The 15,166-nt window shown below is 71.2% G+C and carries 14 protein-coding genes; 6 read left to right on the top strand and 8 right to left on the bottom strand.

What is annotated here, in order from left to right; all coding sequences use genetic code 11:
- Positions 1 to 34: 34 nt before the first annotated feature.
- Entirely contained in the window at positions 35 to 1,096 is a 1,062-nt protein-coding gene (locus ACN265_RS00350; RefSeq protein ID WP_204927022.1) for an aspartate-semialdehyde dehydrogenase, read from the bottom strand.
- A 5-nt stretch (positions 1,097 to 1,101) separates the two neighbouring features.
- Positions 1,102 to 2,367 carry an aspartate kinase gene (locus ACN265_RS00345; protein ID WP_088643814.1) on the bottom strand — a complete coding sequence of 422 codons (1,266 nt, stop codon included), beginning with the start codon at positions 2,365 to 2,367 and terminating at the stop codon, positions 1,102 to 1,104.
- A gap of 245 nt (positions 2,368 to 2,612) precedes the next feature.
- On the opposite strand from ACN265_RS00345, the gene ACN265_RS00340 reads away from it, so the two are divergent.
- From ACN265_RS00340 to leuA, 3 genes are all read left to right on the top strand, one after another.
- Positions 2,613 to 3,431, top strand: a complete 819-nt coding sequence (locus ACN265_RS00340) for a hypothetical protein (protein WP_421405688.1) — start codon at positions 2,613 to 2,615, stop codon at positions 3,429 to 3,431.
- A gap of 85 nt (positions 3,432 to 3,516) precedes the next feature.
- On the top strand, positions 3,517 to 4,047 hold the full coding sequence (locus ACN265_RS00335; protein WP_420117568.1) for a nitroreductase family protein: 531 nt from the start codon (positions 3,517 to 3,519) through the stop codon (positions 4,045 to 4,047).
- Between the two features lie 318 nt (positions 4,048 to 4,365).
- Positions 4,366 to 6,120 (top strand): 2-isopropylmalate synthase, encoded by a 1,755-nt coding sequence (gene leuA, locus ACN265_RS00330; RefSeq protein ID WP_204927020.1) that lies wholly within the window; start codon positions 4,366 to 4,368, stop codon positions 6,118 to 6,120.
- 141 nt (positions 6,121 to 6,261) lie between these two features.
- Here the strand turns inward: leuA and ACN265_RS00325 are convergent, their stop codons facing one another.
- A complete protein-coding gene (locus tag ACN265_RS00325; RefSeq protein WP_421405687.1) occupies positions 6,262 to 6,951 on the bottom strand; it encodes a hypothetical protein in 690 nt (229 codons plus the stop codon).
- A gap of 294 nt (positions 6,952 to 7,245) precedes the next feature.
- On the opposite strand from ACN265_RS00325, the gene ACN265_RS00320 reads away from it, so the two are divergent.
- Positions 7,246 to 7,965, top strand: a complete 720-nt coding sequence (locus ACN265_RS00320; RefSeq protein WP_420117571.1) for a hypothetical protein — start codon at positions 7,246 to 7,248, stop codon at positions 7,963 to 7,965.
- Positions 7,966 to 7,981: 16 nt separating this feature from the next.
- On the opposite strand, the gene ACN265_RS00315 is transcribed toward ACN265_RS00320, so the two are convergent.
- Complete coding sequence (locus ACN265_RS00315) at positions 7,982 to 9,445, bottom strand: MFS transporter (protein WP_421405686.1); 1,464 nt, start codon at positions 9,443 to 9,445, stop codon at positions 7,982 to 7,984.
- Between the two features lie 108 nt (positions 9,446 to 9,553).
- On the opposite strand from ACN265_RS00315, the gene ACN265_RS00310 reads away from it, so the two are divergent.
- Together ACN265_RS00310 and ACN265_RS00305 are read left to right on the top strand one after the other, a co-directional pair.
- On the top strand, positions 9,554 to 10,213 hold the full coding sequence (locus ACN265_RS00310; RefSeq protein WP_088643797.1) for an HNH endonuclease family protein: 660 nt from the start codon (positions 9,554 to 9,556) through the stop codon (positions 10,211 to 10,213).
- Positions 10,195 to 10,641 (top strand): hypothetical protein, encoded by a 447-nt coding sequence (locus tag ACN265_RS00305; protein WP_421405685.1) that lies wholly within the window; start codon positions 10,195 to 10,197, stop codon positions 10,639 to 10,641. The genes ACN265_RS00310 and ACN265_RS00305 overlap by 19 nt, the downstream gene beginning before the upstream one ends.
- A gap of 68 nt (positions 10,642 to 10,709) precedes the next feature.
- Here the strand turns inward: ACN265_RS00305 and ACN265_RS00300 are convergent, their stop codons facing one another.
- From ACN265_RS00300 to ACN265_RS00285, 4 genes are all read right to left on the bottom strand, one after another.
- Positions 10,710 to 11,786, bottom strand: a complete 1,077-nt coding sequence (locus tag ACN265_RS00300) for an ABC transporter ATP-binding protein (protein WP_357932805.1) — start codon at positions 11,784 to 11,786, stop codon at positions 10,710 to 10,712.
- A 77-nt stretch (positions 11,787 to 11,863) separates the two neighbouring features.
- Positions 11,864 to 12,850, bottom strand: a complete 987-nt coding sequence (locus tag ACN265_RS00295) for an ABC transporter ATP-binding protein (protein WP_420117574.1) — start codon at positions 12,848 to 12,850, stop codon at positions 11,864 to 11,866.
- A 106-nt stretch (positions 12,851 to 12,956) separates the two neighbouring features.
- Entirely contained in the window at positions 12,957 to 14,063 is a 1,107-nt protein-coding gene (locus ACN265_RS00290) for an ABC transporter permease (RefSeq protein ID WP_357932626.1), read from the bottom strand.
- On the bottom strand, positions 14,060 to 15,067 hold the full coding sequence (locus ACN265_RS00285; protein WP_088643793.1) for an ABC transporter permease: 1,008 nt from the start codon (positions 15,065 to 15,067) through the stop codon (positions 14,060 to 14,062). The genes ACN265_RS00290 and ACN265_RS00285 overlap by 4 nt, the downstream gene beginning before the upstream one ends.
- Positions 15,068 to 15,166 lie beyond the last annotated feature (99 nt).

The following is a 15,166-nucleotide window of genomic DNA, read 5'->3' as shown; positions in this document are numbered from 1 at the left end:
GGTCGGGGTGGGGGCGCGGGTGGGTGGGGGTGGGTTAGGGGCGGGGGCGGGGTTTGACGACGAGTTCCGCGATCTGGACGGTGTTGAGGGCGGCACCCTTGCGCAGGTTGTCGCCGGTGACGAAGAGGTCGAGGGCGCGCGGGTCGTCGACGGCCCGACGGATCCGGCCGACCCAGGCCGGGTCGGTGCCGACCGCGTCGATGGGCATCGGGAACTCCCCGGCCTCCGGGTCGTCGACCAGGATCACGCCGGGGGCGTTACGCAGCACCTCCCGGGCCACCTCGGCGTCGACCTCGGTGGCGAAGACGGCGTGCACCGCGACCGAGTGACCGGTCACCACCGGCACCCGTACGCAGGTGGCGGAGACCTTCAGGTCGGGCAGGCCGAGGATCTTGCGGGACTCGTTGCGGACCGTCATCTCCTCCGACGACCAGCCCTGCTCGGCCGGCGACCCCGCCCACGGCACCACGTTCAACGCCAGCGGCGCGGGGAACGGACCCAGCTCGTCGCCGACCGCCTGCCGGACGTCGCCGGGTCGGGAGCCGAGCACCCGGTCCCCGGCGATCTTGCCGAGTTGCAGGTGCAGGGCGTCCACTCCGGCCTGCCCCACCCCCGACACCGCCTGGTACGACGCGAGCACCAGCTCCCGCAGGCCGTACTCGTGGTGCAGCGGGGCGATCGCCACGATCATGGTCAGGGTGGTGCAGCTGGCGTTGGCGATGATCCCCCGGGGCCGGTGGTGCACCTGTTCGGGGTTGATCTCGGGCACCACCAGCGGGACGTCGCGGTCCGCCCGGAACGCGGCCGAGTTGTCGACGACCACCGCGCCCCGCTCCACGGCGATGGGCGCCCAGTGCGCCGACACCTCGTCGGGCACGTCGAAGACCGCCACGTCGACCCCGTCGAACGCCTCGGGGGTGAGCGCGCCGACGGTCAACTCCTCGCCCCGGCAGCGCACCTGCCGCCCGACCGAGCGGGCCGAGGCGACCAGCCTGATCTCGCCCCAGACGTTGCGTCGGGAGGAGAGTAGGTCACACAGCGTGGTGCCGACAGCCCCCGTCGCCCCGACCACGGCCAGGGTGGGCTGCGGTCCCATCGGGGCTACCGCCCGGTTCCCGCGTACACCACGGCTTCGGAGTCGCCGCCCAACTCGAACTGGTCGTGGATGGCGCGTACCGCCCGGTCGAGGTCGGTGTCCCGGCAGACCACGGAGACCCGGATCTCGGACGTGGAGATCATCTCGATGTTGACGCCGGCCGCGCCGAGGGCGGCGAAGAAACCGGCCGCGACACCCGGGTGCGAGCGCATGCCGGCACCGATCAGCGACACCTTGCCGACGTGGTCGTCGTAGAGCAGGCCCTTGAACTTGACCGGCTCCTGGATCTTGCTGAGCGCGGCCATCGCGGTCGGCCCGTCGGCCTTGGGCAGGGTGAACGAGATGTCGGTGCGCCCGGTGCCCTCGGTGGAGACGTTCTGCACGATCATGTCGATGTTGATCTCGGCACCGGCCACGGTGTCGAAGATGCTGGCGGCGGCGCCCGGCTCGTCGGGCACCCCCACGATCGTGATCTTCGCCTCGCTGCGGTCGTGGGCAACCCCGGTGATCAGTGCCTGTTCCACGGGAAGGTCCTCCATCGATCCGGTGACCATGGTGCCGGTGTTGGTCGAGTATGACGAACGGACGTGGATCGGCAAGCCCGCCCGGCGCGCGTACTCCACGCTGCGCAGGTGCAGCACCTTGGCGCCGCAGGCGGCCAGCTCCAGCATCTCCTCGTAGGTGATGTGCTGGATGTGCCGGGCGTTGGGCACGATCCGGGGGTCGGCGGTGAAGATGCCGTCGACGTCGGTGTAGATCTCGCAGACGTCGGCGTGCAACGCGGCGGCGAGCGCCACGGCGGTGGTGTCCGAGCCGCCCCGGCCCAGCGTGGTGACGTCCTTGGTGTCCTGCGAGACGCCCTGGAAGCCGGCCACGATCACCACCGCGCCCTCGTCGAGCGCGCCCTTGAGCCGCCCGGGGGTGACGTCGATGATCCGCGCCCGGCCGTGCGCCGAGGTGGTGATCACGCCGGCCTGCGAGCCGGTGAACGAGCGTGCCTCATACCCCAGGTTGTGGATGGCCATGGCCAGCAGCGCCATGGAGATCCGCTCCCCGGCGGTGAGCAGCATGTCCAGCTCACGGCCCGGCGGCAGGGGGCTGACCTGGTTGGCCAGGTCGAGCAGCTCGTCGGTGGTGTCCCCCATCGCGGAGACCACCACCACCACGTCGTCGCCGGCCTTGCGGGCGGCGACGATGCGCTCGGCCACCCGCTTGATCCGCTCGGCGTTGGCGACGGAGGACCCGCCGTACTTCTGCACCACGAGTGCCACGACGGCGCACTCCCTCCCAGCGACGACCCTGAGCGTGCCGACGCCGCCGGCTGAAGTCCGGCGGCGCGTGTCAGACCACCCCAGGGTATCGGGCGGTACGCGAGTGCGGGTCGGGTGATCCCACCATCCGGCGCAGGCCACCGCCGCGCAGCGGGGTCCGGGCCGGCGACACGACCTGACACGCCCGGCCCGTCACCGGTCCGGGCGGGGTCGTCCGGGGCGGTCGCCGGGCGCAGAATGACCCGGTGCATGCCCATCCCCATCCGATCCCACCGCCCCCGCAACCGCCAGGCCGCCGGGGGTGGCCGGGCCGGTCGGTGCTGGCGGTGCTGCCGGTGCTGGTGCTGCTGGCCGGGTGCGCCTCCGACGGGCCGGACGCCCCGCCGACCGGGTCGCCGTCCGCTCCGACGCCCGTCGAGGTCGACAGCGCCCGCGACGAGCTGGCGGCGTTGGCCGCCGCCGCCCGGGACCGGCACCTGACCGCCCGGTACACCCTGGCCGGCACCGGCGGCCCGACCCGCGAGATCACCGTGACCAGCGCGAACGACGGCAGTTGGCGGGTGGACGTGCCCGGGGGCGCCCTCGACGGGACGGCCGACATCGCGCTCACCGCCACCCCGGACGGGCTGTTCCAGTGCGGCCTGCCGTCGGCCGGCCGCCCCGAGCCGGCGAGCTGCGTACGGCTGGGTGACCGGGACGACGCGGTGCCGCACCGGTTGGACCCCCGGGTGCAGCACCCGTTCACCGACTGGCTGGAGGTGCTCACCGACCGGCGTACCGCGCTGTCGGTCTCCACCGCGACCACGCCGTCCGGGGTGCCGGGGACCTGCTACGTGGTGGAGAGCACCGCCGCCTCGCTGCACCCGCCGCTGGACGTGGGCGTCTACTGCTACCAGCCGGACGGGACGCCCACCTTCGTCCGGGCGGCGCTGGGCACGTTGACCCTGGCCGGACCGCCCGGCCCGGCACCCGACACGGTGCCGCTGGCCGGGCCGGTGGTGCCCGGCGAGCCGCTCGGCCGGGAGCCGGGTTCGTCGGCGGAGCCGAGCCCGCAAACGTCCTGACCCGTTCGGGGGGTTACGGGTGGCCTTGACCACATTTGCCATAGCGGGCTAATCCACCAAATACCCCATAAGGGATTCTCTTCGCATGGCTCACCTCACCCCGCTGCTCGCCTTCCGCTGGAGCCCCTGGGCGTTCCACCCGACCGCCGAACTGACCGGCGACGAGGCGGCGTCCCTGCTGGAGGCGGCCCGCTGGGCCCCGTCGGCCGGCAACACCCAGCCGTGGCGGTTCGCCCTCGGCCGCCGCGACGACGAGACCTGGAAACGCATCCTGGTCAGCCTCACCGGGGCCGACCAGTGCTGGGCCCGGCACGCCGCCGCGCTGCTGCTGGGCGCGCACGTCGCGGGCGACCCGGAGCGGTGCGCGTACGACCTGGGCCAGTCGATCGCCCACCTGAGCGTCCAGGCCACCGCCCTCGGTCTGCACGTGCGCCAGATCCGCGACTTCGACCGGGCCGCGCTCGCCGCCGACCTGGACCTGGCCACCGGGGTACGCCCGCTGGTGGTGACCGCCGTGGGCCCGCTCGGCGACCCGTCCGCCCTGCCCGGAGAGCTGCTGCGGCGGGAGACCGCGCTGCGCCGCCGGCACCCGGTCCACGCCCTGCTGCTCGGCTGACGCCCCGCTCGAAACGGTCGCGGCGGGACCTCGGCCGGCGGCCCGGCGGCGGCCCCGGGCGGGTGCGATTCCGGTCTCAGAGTCCGGACCGACCTTTGCACCCCCCGGCTCATCACGTAGGGTCACTCTGTCATGTGGCGGGCGTACCTTCTCCTTGGTCGCCGCGACGGGGCCTGACCGGCCGGCACCCCGTCGCGGAGTCGAACCGCGCCGTCCAGCAGATCCGAACTCCATCTCGGCAACCGTCCGGGCATCGTTGCCCGACCCGCCGACACCTTCGCAATGCTGACGCCACCTGACCCACGGGAGCACTCCGTCATGGCTCAACCTGTCACCACCGACGCCGACGCCGACCAGATCGCCCGGCAGCGTCCCAGCCGGATGCCGTACCAGCGCTACCAGCCGTACCACCAGCAGTTCCGGATCGACCTGCCGGACCGCACCTGGCCGACCCGGCACGTCGAGGCCGCCCCCCGCTGGTGCGCGGTGGACCTGCGCGACGGCAACCAGGCCCTGATCGACCCGATGTCGCCGGAACGCAAGCGGCGGATGTTCCAGCTGCTGGTGCAGATGGGCTACAAGGAGATCGAGGTCGGCTTCCCCTCGGCCAGCCAGACCGACTTCGACTTCGTCCGGCAGCTCATCGAGCAGGACCTGATCCCCGAAGACGTCACCATCCAGGTGCTCACCCAGTGTCGGGAGCACCTGATCGAGCGGACCTTCGAGTCGCTGCGCGGCGCGCACCGGGCGATCGTGCACTTCTACAACTCCACCTCCACGCTCCAGCGTCGGGTGGTCTTCGGCCTGGACCGCGACGGCATCACCGACATCGCCACCCAGGGCGCGCGGCTGTGCCGCAAGTACGCCGAGATCCACACCCCGGACACCGACATCTACTACGAGTACTCGCCCGAGTCGTACACCGGCACGGAGCTGGAGTACGCGGTGGAGGTGTGCGGCAAGGTCATCGAGGTGATCGACCCCACCCCAGACCGCAAGCTGATCATCAACCTGCCGGCCACCGTCGAGATGGCCACCCCCAACGTGTACGCCGACTCGATCGAGTGGATGCACCGGCACCTGCCCCGCCGGGACAGCCTGGTACTCAGCCTGCACCCGCACAACGACCGGGGCACCGGGGTCGCCGCCGCCGAGTTGGGCCTGCTGGCCGGCGCGGACCGGATCGAGGGCTGCCTGTTCGGCAACGGCGAGCGCACCGGCAACGTCGACCTGGTGACGCTGGGGCTGAACCTGTTCTCCCAGGGCATCGACCCGATGATCGACTTCTCGAACATCGACGAGGTCAAGCGGGCCGTCGAGTACTGCAACCAGCTCCCCGTGCACGAGCGTCACCCGTACGCCGGCGACCTGGTCTACACCGCCTTCTCCGGCTCCCACCAGGACGCCATCAAGAAGGGCTTCGACGCCCTGCACCGCGACGCCGAGGCGGCCGGGGTGCCGATCGACGAGTTCACCTGGGCGGTGCCCTACCTGCCGATCGACCCGAAGGACCTGGGCCGCACCTACGAGGCGGTCATCCGGGTCAACTCGCAGTCCGGCAAGGGCGGCGTCGCGTACATCATGAAGACCGAGCACCAGCTGGACCTGCCGCGCCGGCTCCAGATCGAGTTCTCGGGCGTCGTGCAGCAGGTCACCGACCACGACGGCGGCGAGGTCGAGCCGGGCACCATGTGGCAGATCTTCGCCCGCAACTACCTGCTCGACCACCAGGTCGACCCGGCCGTCAACCTGACCGGTTACACGATCGGCACCGTCGACGGCAAGGTCGAGATCGAGGCCCAGGTGGTCGTCGACGGCGCGGCACGCACCCTCACCGCCGTCGGCAACGGCCCCATCGACGCGTACGTCAACGCGCTCCAGTCGGTGGGGGTGGCCGTACGCGTGCTGGACTACCACGAGCACGCCCTCTCCTCCGGTGGCGACGCCCAGGCCGCCGCCTACGTGGAGTGCGACATCAACGGCCAGACCGTGTGGGGCGTCGGCACCGACCCCAACATCGTCACCGCCTCCATCAAGGCCGTCACCAGCGCCACCAACCGCACCCGGTCCTGATCCCAGGCGAGGATGGGGCCCTGGCGTCTTTCGACAGGGCCCCATCGCGATTCGTGATCCACAGGCCAAGCCCCGTGACGGGCAGCACCGGCCCTCACGGGGCCTCGCACCTGAGCCACGCAGGAAAGCGGCCCGACGGAACTAGTCCGGGATGTTCCAAGCCGACAACTCCACCGTGGCAGCGCCGTCGTTGGAAACGCCGACCACCTGCATCAGGATCATCCGCCATTGATCCCTGCGCTCCCGCGCATCCTGGTAACTGGTCGTGATGCACAGGGCGGTACCTTTGCGCACCGGGATGGGCGCGTCCCGTCCGACCAGCGCGCTACGGATCTTGTCGGCGCATTCCTTCGGCGTCATGCCGGGACGGGCGTCCTCGCTGCCCTCCACCCCGTCCATCAGACGGAGCATGGGCTGGTTGGAGCTGCAGCTGGTCGACAGACTGATCTCGGCCTGGTCGTCATCGTTCTTGGCTCTCGGCTCGTCCAGGTCGGCGTACATCGTGCGTCCACACGCGGCCTGCAGGACCATCGGCTGCTTCTGGTACTTGGGATCGTAGACGGTCTGCTCGGTCAGCACCGGTGCCTCGCCCGGCGAACGCGGCACGTCGTCGATCCCCGACGGCAGTTCCGACGGGAGGTCCGATGCCGGTGCCGAGGTGGCCGGGGCCGTATCGGAAGGGTTCGGTGACGGCGCGATACTCGCCGGGCGGTTACCCAGTGCGAACGACTTCGCGTCCTTGGCCTGGTCGATCGCGCGCCAGGAGAACAAGGCGGACCCGAACGCCAGCAGCAGCGCCAGGACCGAAACTCCCAAGGCAGTGAGAGCCACGCGCCGACCACGGGGGGAACGGCTATCGGAATTCACGGCTTGCGGATGGGGAGCGGCATCCAACTGGTCGCCCGCCGTCGGCGGAGCAGCCGGACTGCTTGGTGCGTTCCCATCGTTTGGTAGAACCACTAAGAACCTCCTGCAATCTGTAGCAGGGAATTCTGTAGTCCCCTCCATCCGAGAAACAACGAGATCCACTGTCGCATAAACGACAGCAGCCAGTTAGGGATGGAGTCCGATCATCCGGATGATAGATGCCGTCCGAGCATTAGTGGATCACATTCGGGGAGAGACGTGGCCGACGTTGAGAACCTCCGCCCAGCAGAGAGCCGTGGCCACCAGCCCGACGAAGGGTCGAAACGCGGTCGTCGCTTGACGATTGCCCTGACCTTACTGGGCATCCTCATAGCCGCCGCGTCGCTGGGACGCGACTACCTCGATCTCACGAAACGTGAACCCAATTCCGATCCTTCGGCGTCAGCTAGCCGGACGACGGTTACTGCACCCGCCCAAACAGCCGGCGATCGAGGAAGTGTCGATCAAGAGATTACGGGGGAGCCGGCCGGCGTGCAGGGCACTCCGAACGGCGTCCACCTCGACACCTTGGAAGTGCAGGGCGGGAAGGACAATTTGGTGGATCTACCACGGGCCCTACGCGGTCAGCCCGGTTACCAGCGCCCGATCACCATTACCTGCCCACGAAATACCTCAGCAGACAAGTACCGGGAGGTCACCTATCCACTGCTGGGCCGTTATGTGGATCTCACGACCGTCATTCGGCCCTACTTCCCGGACGATTCGCAGGCGAAGGCCTACGTATCAGTGATCACCTCCACCAAACAGGAGGACGACACGGTCAACCGGCTGGATCGCGGCGGCAAGGCGACCAGGCAGGGTGCCCCGGTTCAACTTTCGGTCGATGTCGAGAAGACCGACGAACTCGCCATACGGGTGCAGTGTGAGTCACCGACCGGCTTGGTGGTGTTGACTGAAACCCTCCTCACCCCCAGGTGACAGTTCGGCAGAGCCGCTACCCGCCCGTGGCCGGGCGCGCGGCCCGGTCCGACGCACCGTCGGCAGACGCCGGACGGTGCACCAGCAGGGCGGCCAGCAGCGCGCCGGCGAGCAACAACCCGGCGCACCAGGTCATCGCACCCCGGAACGCGTCGGTGAGCGCGCCGGCCTGCTCGTAGCCGGTGCCGGACAGACCCACCAGCAGCGGCAGCGCGGCCACCGCGAGCAGGCCGCCGGTGCGCGACGCGGCGTTGTTGAAGCCGCTGGCCACCCCGGCGAACCGGTCCGCCACGGCGGCCAGCACCGACGCGGTCAGCGGGGCCACCACCAGGGTCAGCCCGACCCCGAACAGCAGCACCCCGGGCAGCACGTCCCACCAGTACGACGCACCCGGCCCGACCCGGCGCAACAGCAGCAGGCCGGCGGCGGCGGCGATCGGGCCGACGGTCAGCAGCGGCCGGGGGCCGATCCGCGCCGACAGCGCCCCGGCCCGCGCCGAACCGAGCAGCAACAGCACGGTCATCGGCACGGTGGCCAGCCCGGTCCGCAGCGCCGACCAGCCGACGACGTTCTGGAGGTAGACGGAGAGGAAGAAGGTGAACCCGCTCAACGCGGCGTAGACCAGCACGGTGAACACGTTCAGCACCGAGAAGAGCCGGCTGCCGAACAGCGTGGTGGGCAGCATCGCCCCCTCGCCCCGGTGCCGTTCGAGCAGCACGAAGCAGACCGCGGCGAGGACGCCCACCACGGCGGCGAGCAGCAGCGGCCAGGAGCGCGGGCCGCGTACCGGGGCGTCGATCAGGGCGTAGGTGAGCCCACCCAGCGCCAACGCGCCGAGCAGCGCCCCGGCGATGTCGAACCGCCGGCCGGCGGTGCGGGAGGCGTTCTCGTCCCGGCTCTCGGGCACCCAGCGCACCGCCGCCAGCAGCACCCCGGCCGCGAGCGGCAGGTTGATGAAGAAGATCCACCGCCAGGAGAGCGCGTCGATCAGCCACCCGCCGACGAACGGGCCGAGCGCGGTGGACACCCCGGACAGCCCCGACCAGGTACCGATCGCCCGACCCCGGTCGTCCGGGTGGAAGCTCGCCTGGAGCACCGACAGCGACCCGGGGGTGAGCAGCGCCCCGCCCGCACCCTGGAGGAACCGGGCGGCGATCAGCTGGTTGGTGTCCTGGGCGAGCCCGCACAGGACGGAGGCGACCGCGAACCAGACCACCCCGATCAGGAAGATCCGCCGCCTGCCGAACCGGTCCCCCAGCGACCCACCGAGCAGGACGAACGCGGCCAGCATCAGCGCGTACCCGTTGACCGTCCACTGCAGACCCGCGACGGTCGCGTCGAGGTCGGCGCCCAGCCGGGGAAGCGCCACGTTGACCACGGTGCTGTCCAGGAACACCATGCCCGAGGCGAGGATCGCGGCGAGCAGCGTTCCCCGCCCGGCCGTGGTACGGATACGGAGCGCGTGAGCGGGTGCGGTCATGGGTACCAATCTGCACGCCCTCGACCGGAGACGCCACGAAACACGGAAACCGTGCCTTGGGTACTGTGCGGGATCGCCGGAAGCCCGCAAGCTGGAAAGGTGTCGTCTGTGCGTACCAGATCAGGAGGCCGCGCGGCGGTGGCGGCGGCCCTTGCCGCGCTGCTCGCCCTCGGCGCGGGTGGTTGTGACGTCTCGGTGGAGGAGCCGGAGGCGCCACCGGGCAGCTCCGGCAACGTCGGTGAGCAGCTCTCGGAGCTGACCGTCGCCGAGGCCGGCTCGATGAAGGGCTACAGCCGCAACCGGTTCCCGCACTGGCGGGACACCGGCAAGAACTGCGACGTGCGGGACAGCGTGCTCCAGCGCGACGGCAAGGACATCCGCCTCTCCGGCTGCAACGTGGTCGGCGGGCGGTGGGAGAGCGTCTACGACGGGCGGACCTTCACCGACCCCTCCGACGTGGACATCGACCACATGGTGCCGCTGGCCAACGCGTGGCGTTCCGGGGCCGACGAGTGGGACGACGCCAAGCGCGGCGACTTCGCCAACGACCTGACCCGACCGCAGCTCTTCGCGGTCTCCGCCAGCTCCAACCGGTCCAAGGGTGACCAGGACCCGTCGCAGTGGAAACCGCCGAACCGCGCCTACTGGTGCACGTACGCGGAACACTGGGTAGAGGTCAAGCACCACTGGAAGTTGACGGTGACCAGCGCCGAGAAGGCCGCCATCACCGACATGTTGGGGGGCTGCACATGGGCGAGCAAGCGCTGACACCGCCGGCCGGTGCCGACGCCGGGACCGGCCCGGCCGCCACACCGGCGACGGCAGCCGACGCGGCACCGGAGGGCACGGGGGCCGCCACCGCCGGGATGACCGCCGACGGACAGCCCGCCGCCCCGGCCGGGGTGCCGGGCGCGGGGATGACCGCCGACGCGGGCGGCACCGGCGGGCCCCGCGAGCTGACCGCCGACCTGGTCGCCGGCCCCGGCGGGGTGATGACCGACGAGGTCGGCGTGGTGACCGGCGAGCTGACCCTGAAGTCCAGGTACGCCGACGGCCAGGCCACGCTCACCGTGCAGTACAAGGACGCCGACGAGTGGTACGCGGTGACCGGCGGGACGGCCAGGCTCGCCGACCCGGCCGATCTCGACGCCGTGCACAATGTCGCGCTCGCCCTGCTGCACCGCCCCGAGGGCTGACCCGCCCGCCGCCGCACCCACGGACAGGGCCCCCTTCCCGTCGCCGGGAAGGGGGCCCTGTCACCTGCTCACGGGGTGGGGATCAGCTCACCGGGGTCGCCCGGCGTCCCGCCCTCGTCCGGCCGGACCAGCTCGGGTTCCACCTCGTGCGGGCGCAGCCGCCCGGCGGCGATCTCCTCGGCGAAGTGGCAGGCGACCCGGTGGCCGCCGACGACCTCGCGCAGCGCCGGCCGCTCATCGGCGCAGCGGGTCGGCTGCGCCCACGGGCACCGGGTGTGGAACCGGCAGCCGGCCGGCGGGTTGGTGGGCGACGGCAGGTCACCGGCGAGCAGGATCCGCTCCCGCCGGTCCTCGACCAGCGGGTCCGGCACCGGCACCGCCGACATCAACGCCTTCGTGTACGGGTGCATCGGCTCCCGGTAGAGGTCGTCGCTGGACGCCTCCTCCACCAGCCCGCCCAGGTACATCACCCCGACCGTGTCGGCGATGTGCCGGACCACCGCCAGATCGTGCGCGATGATCAGGTACGTCAGCCCGCGTTCGTTCTGGAGGTCCTCCAGCAGGTTGAGCACCTGGGCCTGGATCGACACGTCGAGGGCGGAGACCGGCTCGTCGGCGACGATCAGGTCCGGGTCGAGCACCAGGGCACGGGCGATGCCGATGCGCTGGCGCTGCCCGCCGGAGAACTCGTGCGGATACCTGCTCAACGCCGAGGCGGGCAGACCCACCGCCTTCAGGGTGTCCCGCAACCGCCGGCTCGTCGCCTCCTTGTCGTCGGCCAGGCCGTGCGCCTTCAGCCCCTCCACCAGCAGCGACTCCACCGACTGCCGGGGGTCCAGGCTGGAGAGCGGGTCCTGGAAGATCATCTGCATCCGACGGCGGGCCTTACGCATCGACTCGCCCTTGAGCGCGCGCACGTCGGTGCCGTCGAAGACGATCTCACCGTCGGTCGGCTCGACCAGCCGCAGCAGGCCCCGGCCGAGCGTTGACTTGCCGCACCCCGACTCGCCCACCAGCCCGTACGTCTCACCCGCGTTGATCGACAGGGAGACGCCGTCGACCGCGTAGACGTAGCCGACGGTACGGTCGAAGAGCAGCCCGCTTTTGATCGGGAAGTGCACCTTGACGTCGCGCAGCTCGATCAGGGGTCGCCCCTGCTCCGCCGTCGCCCCCGCCCCGGCCTGCCCGGTCGCGGCACCATCCGTGGTTCCGGTCCGTTCGGTCACGGCACCGCCACCTCCTCCGAAACGGGGTTGTTGCACCGCAGGTCGCCGCCGGAGGCGGTGGGCTCCAACGGTGGCGGGCCGTCCAGGCAGGCGTCCACCACGTTGTCGCACCGGGGCGCGAAGGCGCAGCCCTCGACCCAGGGGATGTTGTCGGCCACCGAGCCACGGATCGCGTGCAGCCGCTCGCCCCGCACCGAGTCGAGCCGGGGCACCGAGCTGAGCAACCCGTGCGTGTACGGGTGCCGGGGCCGGGCGAACAGCTCGTGCCGGGCGGCCCGCTCCACCACCTTGCCGCCGTAGAGCACGTTGACCGTGTCGCAGAGCCCCGCCACCACCCCGAGATCGTGAGTGATCATGATGAGCGCGGTGCCGGTCTCGTCGACCAGTTGCTTGAGCAGGGTGAGGATCTGCGCCTGGATGGTGACGTCCAGCGCGGTGGTCGGCTCGTCCGCGATCAGCAACCGGGGCTTGCAGGCCAGCGCGATGGCGATCAGGGCACGCTGGCGCATACCCCCGGAGATCTGGTGCGGGAACTCCGTCAGCCGACGGTCCGGGTCGGGGATGCCGACCGCGTCGAGCAGCTCCCGTGCCTCCCGCAGCGCCTTGCGGCGATCCATCCCCCGGTGCCGCTCCAGCACCTCGGCGACCTGCACCCCGATCGGGATGACCGGGTTCAGCGACGACAGCGGGTCCTGGAAGATCATGCCGATGTCCCGGCCCCGCCGGTCCCGCAGGTCGTCCGGGCGCAGCTTGAGCAGGTCGGTGCCCTCGAACAGCACCTCGCCGGTGACCCGGTTACCCCGCTTCGGCAGCAGCCCCATGATGGCCAGGCTGGTCACGCTCTTGCCGCAGCCGGACTCGCCGACCAGGCCGACCGTCTGCCCCGGCTCCACCGTGAAGCTGACCTGGTCGACCGCCGTGAACGGCCGCTCGCCCCGGCGCTGGAACACCACGCTCAGATCGCGTACGTCGAGCAGGCTCATCGGGTCACATCCTCACTGTGCTGGTCGTTCGCTCCCGGCTGCGGTCGCCGGTCCACCCGGCTCCCGCCCGGCCCGGGGCCGGTCGCGCCGGCCCGCCGCACCGCCGTCACCTTCGGTTCTTCGGGTCGATCGCCTCGCGCATCGCCTCACCGAGCAGGGTGAAGCCGAGCGCGACCACGATGATCGCGAGCGCCGGATAGTAGGCCAGCTCGGGGCGGACCTCGAAGTAGCGCTGGCCGTCGACGCCGAGCATCAGCCCCCACTCGGCCCGGTTGATGTCCGGGTCGCCGAGGCCGAGGAAGGACAGCGCCGCCGCGTCGAGGATCGACACCGCGAAGGTCAGCGTGGCCTGCACGATCACCGCGGTCAGCGAGTTGGGCAGCATGTGCCGCAGGACGATGTTGCGTTCCTTGACGCCCAACGCCCGCGCGGCGAGGACGTGGTCGCTCTCCCGCTGGGCCAGCATCGAGCCGCGCAGCAGCCGGGCGAAGATCGGCACGCTGACGATCGCCACCGCGAAGATCACCGTCCACTGGCTCGACCGGCTGGCCATCGCGACCAGGGTGATCGCCAGCAGCAGGCTGGGCAGCGCCAGCATCACGTCGGTGAGGCGCATCAGCACCACGTCGACCCAGCCGCCGAAGGCCCCGGCGATCGCGCCGAGCAGCACGCCCAGGGTGAGCCCGATCAGGGTGGCGAGTACACCGACGAAGAGGGTCTGCCGGCTGCCGTGGATCATCCGGGAGAGGAAGTCCCGGCCGAGCGGGTCCGAACCGAACGGGTGCCCGGCGGTGGCCCCGGGGATGCTGTCCACGGTCAGATCCCGGGTCAGCTCGTCGAAGCGCTGCACCGGGTCGTGCGGGGCGATCAACGGGGCGAAGAGCGCCACCAGCACGAACAACCCGACGATGACGGCGCCGACGATGGCCACCGGGTTGCGGCGCAGCCGGCGCAGCGCGTCCCGGTAGAGGCTGACGCCGCCCGGGTCGGCGGTGGCCCGCGCCAACTCGTCGAGCCGGGCCCGCTTGCGGTCGCCGAGCCGGCCGATGCTGCGTTCCCGCCGCTGCGCCGGGCTCTCGGCGGGCCGGCCGGTCCCGTCGTTGCCGGGCTGGCCGGCCTGGCCGTCGGCGGCCGGGCCCTCGGCGGGCTGGTCGGTGGGGGTGTCGCCGGTGCGGGGCTTGCCCACGCCGGGGCGGGTGGTCGGGTCGGTCATCGCACACGCACCCTCGGGTCGATGAAGGCGTAGGAGAGGTCGACCAGCAGGTTGACCAGCACGAAGACCAGCGCGGCGAGCAGGATGATCGCCTGGAGCACCGGGTAGTCCCGGCCGCCGCTGATCGAGTCGGTGATCAGGGTGCCGAGCCCGCCCCAGTTGTAGACCTTCTCGGTGAGCACCGCGCCGGAGAGCAGCGCGCCCGTCTGCAGGCCGATGGTGGTGACCACCGGCAGCAGTGCGTTGCGCAGGATGTGCCGGCCCCGGATGGTGCGGTGCCGCAGGCCCTTCGCCTCGGCGGTCCGTACGTAGTCCTCGTTGAGCACGTCGAGCACGCTGGCCCGGGTGATCCGGACGATCACCGCCAGCGGGATCGTGGCCAGCGTGACCGCCGGCAGGATCAGGTGCCAGAGCGCGTCGGCGCTGGCGTCGAACTCCCGGGTGAGCAGGCCGTCCAGGACGTAGAACCCGGTCACCGAGGTGTTGTCCATCCCGGTGCTGATCCGCCCGGACGGCGGGAACCAGTGGATGTCCTGGGTGAGCACGTCCTTGAGCAGGTAGCCCAGGAAGAAGATGGGGATCGAGATGCCGAGCAGGGTGCCGGCGATCGTCAGGTTGTCGAGGAGTCGGCCCCGGTAGCGGGCGGCGAGATAGCCCAGCGGCACCCCCAGCCCCACCGCGATGATCATGGCGGCGATGGCCAGTTCGATGGTGGCCGGGAAGGCGCGGGCGATGACGTCGGTGACCGGGTCACCGGTCCGGATCGAGTTGCCCAGGTCCCCGGTGAGGACCCGCTGCATGAACTTGCCGTACTGCACGAGGATCGGCTGGTCGTAGCCGAGCGCCTTGATCAGCAGCGCCCGTCGTTCCGGGGTGGCCCGCTCGCCGAGCAGCGCCTCGACCGGACCGCCGGGCAGGTTCCGCAACCAGACGAAGATCAGCGCGGACAGCGCTATCAGCGTCACCACCAGTTGGAGCAGGCGGCGGACTATGACTCGCAACATCTCTCACACACCAGACTCTCGATGTTCGCGGCATCGGCCCGGGCCGGCACTTGCTCCCGACCCGGGCCGATGCACGCCTACGGCGTCAGCCGACGGACG

Origin of the sequence: Micromonospora sp. WMMD730 (genome assembly GCF_049178955.1) — a bacterium.
In the GTDB taxonomy this organism is placed as follows: Bacteria; Actinomycetota; Actinomycetes; order Mycobacteriales; family Micromonosporaceae; genus Micromonospora; species Micromonospora wenchangensis.
Note: the sequence above shows the minus strand (reverse complement) of the source record. Positions and strands in the feature narration are given on the sequence as shown.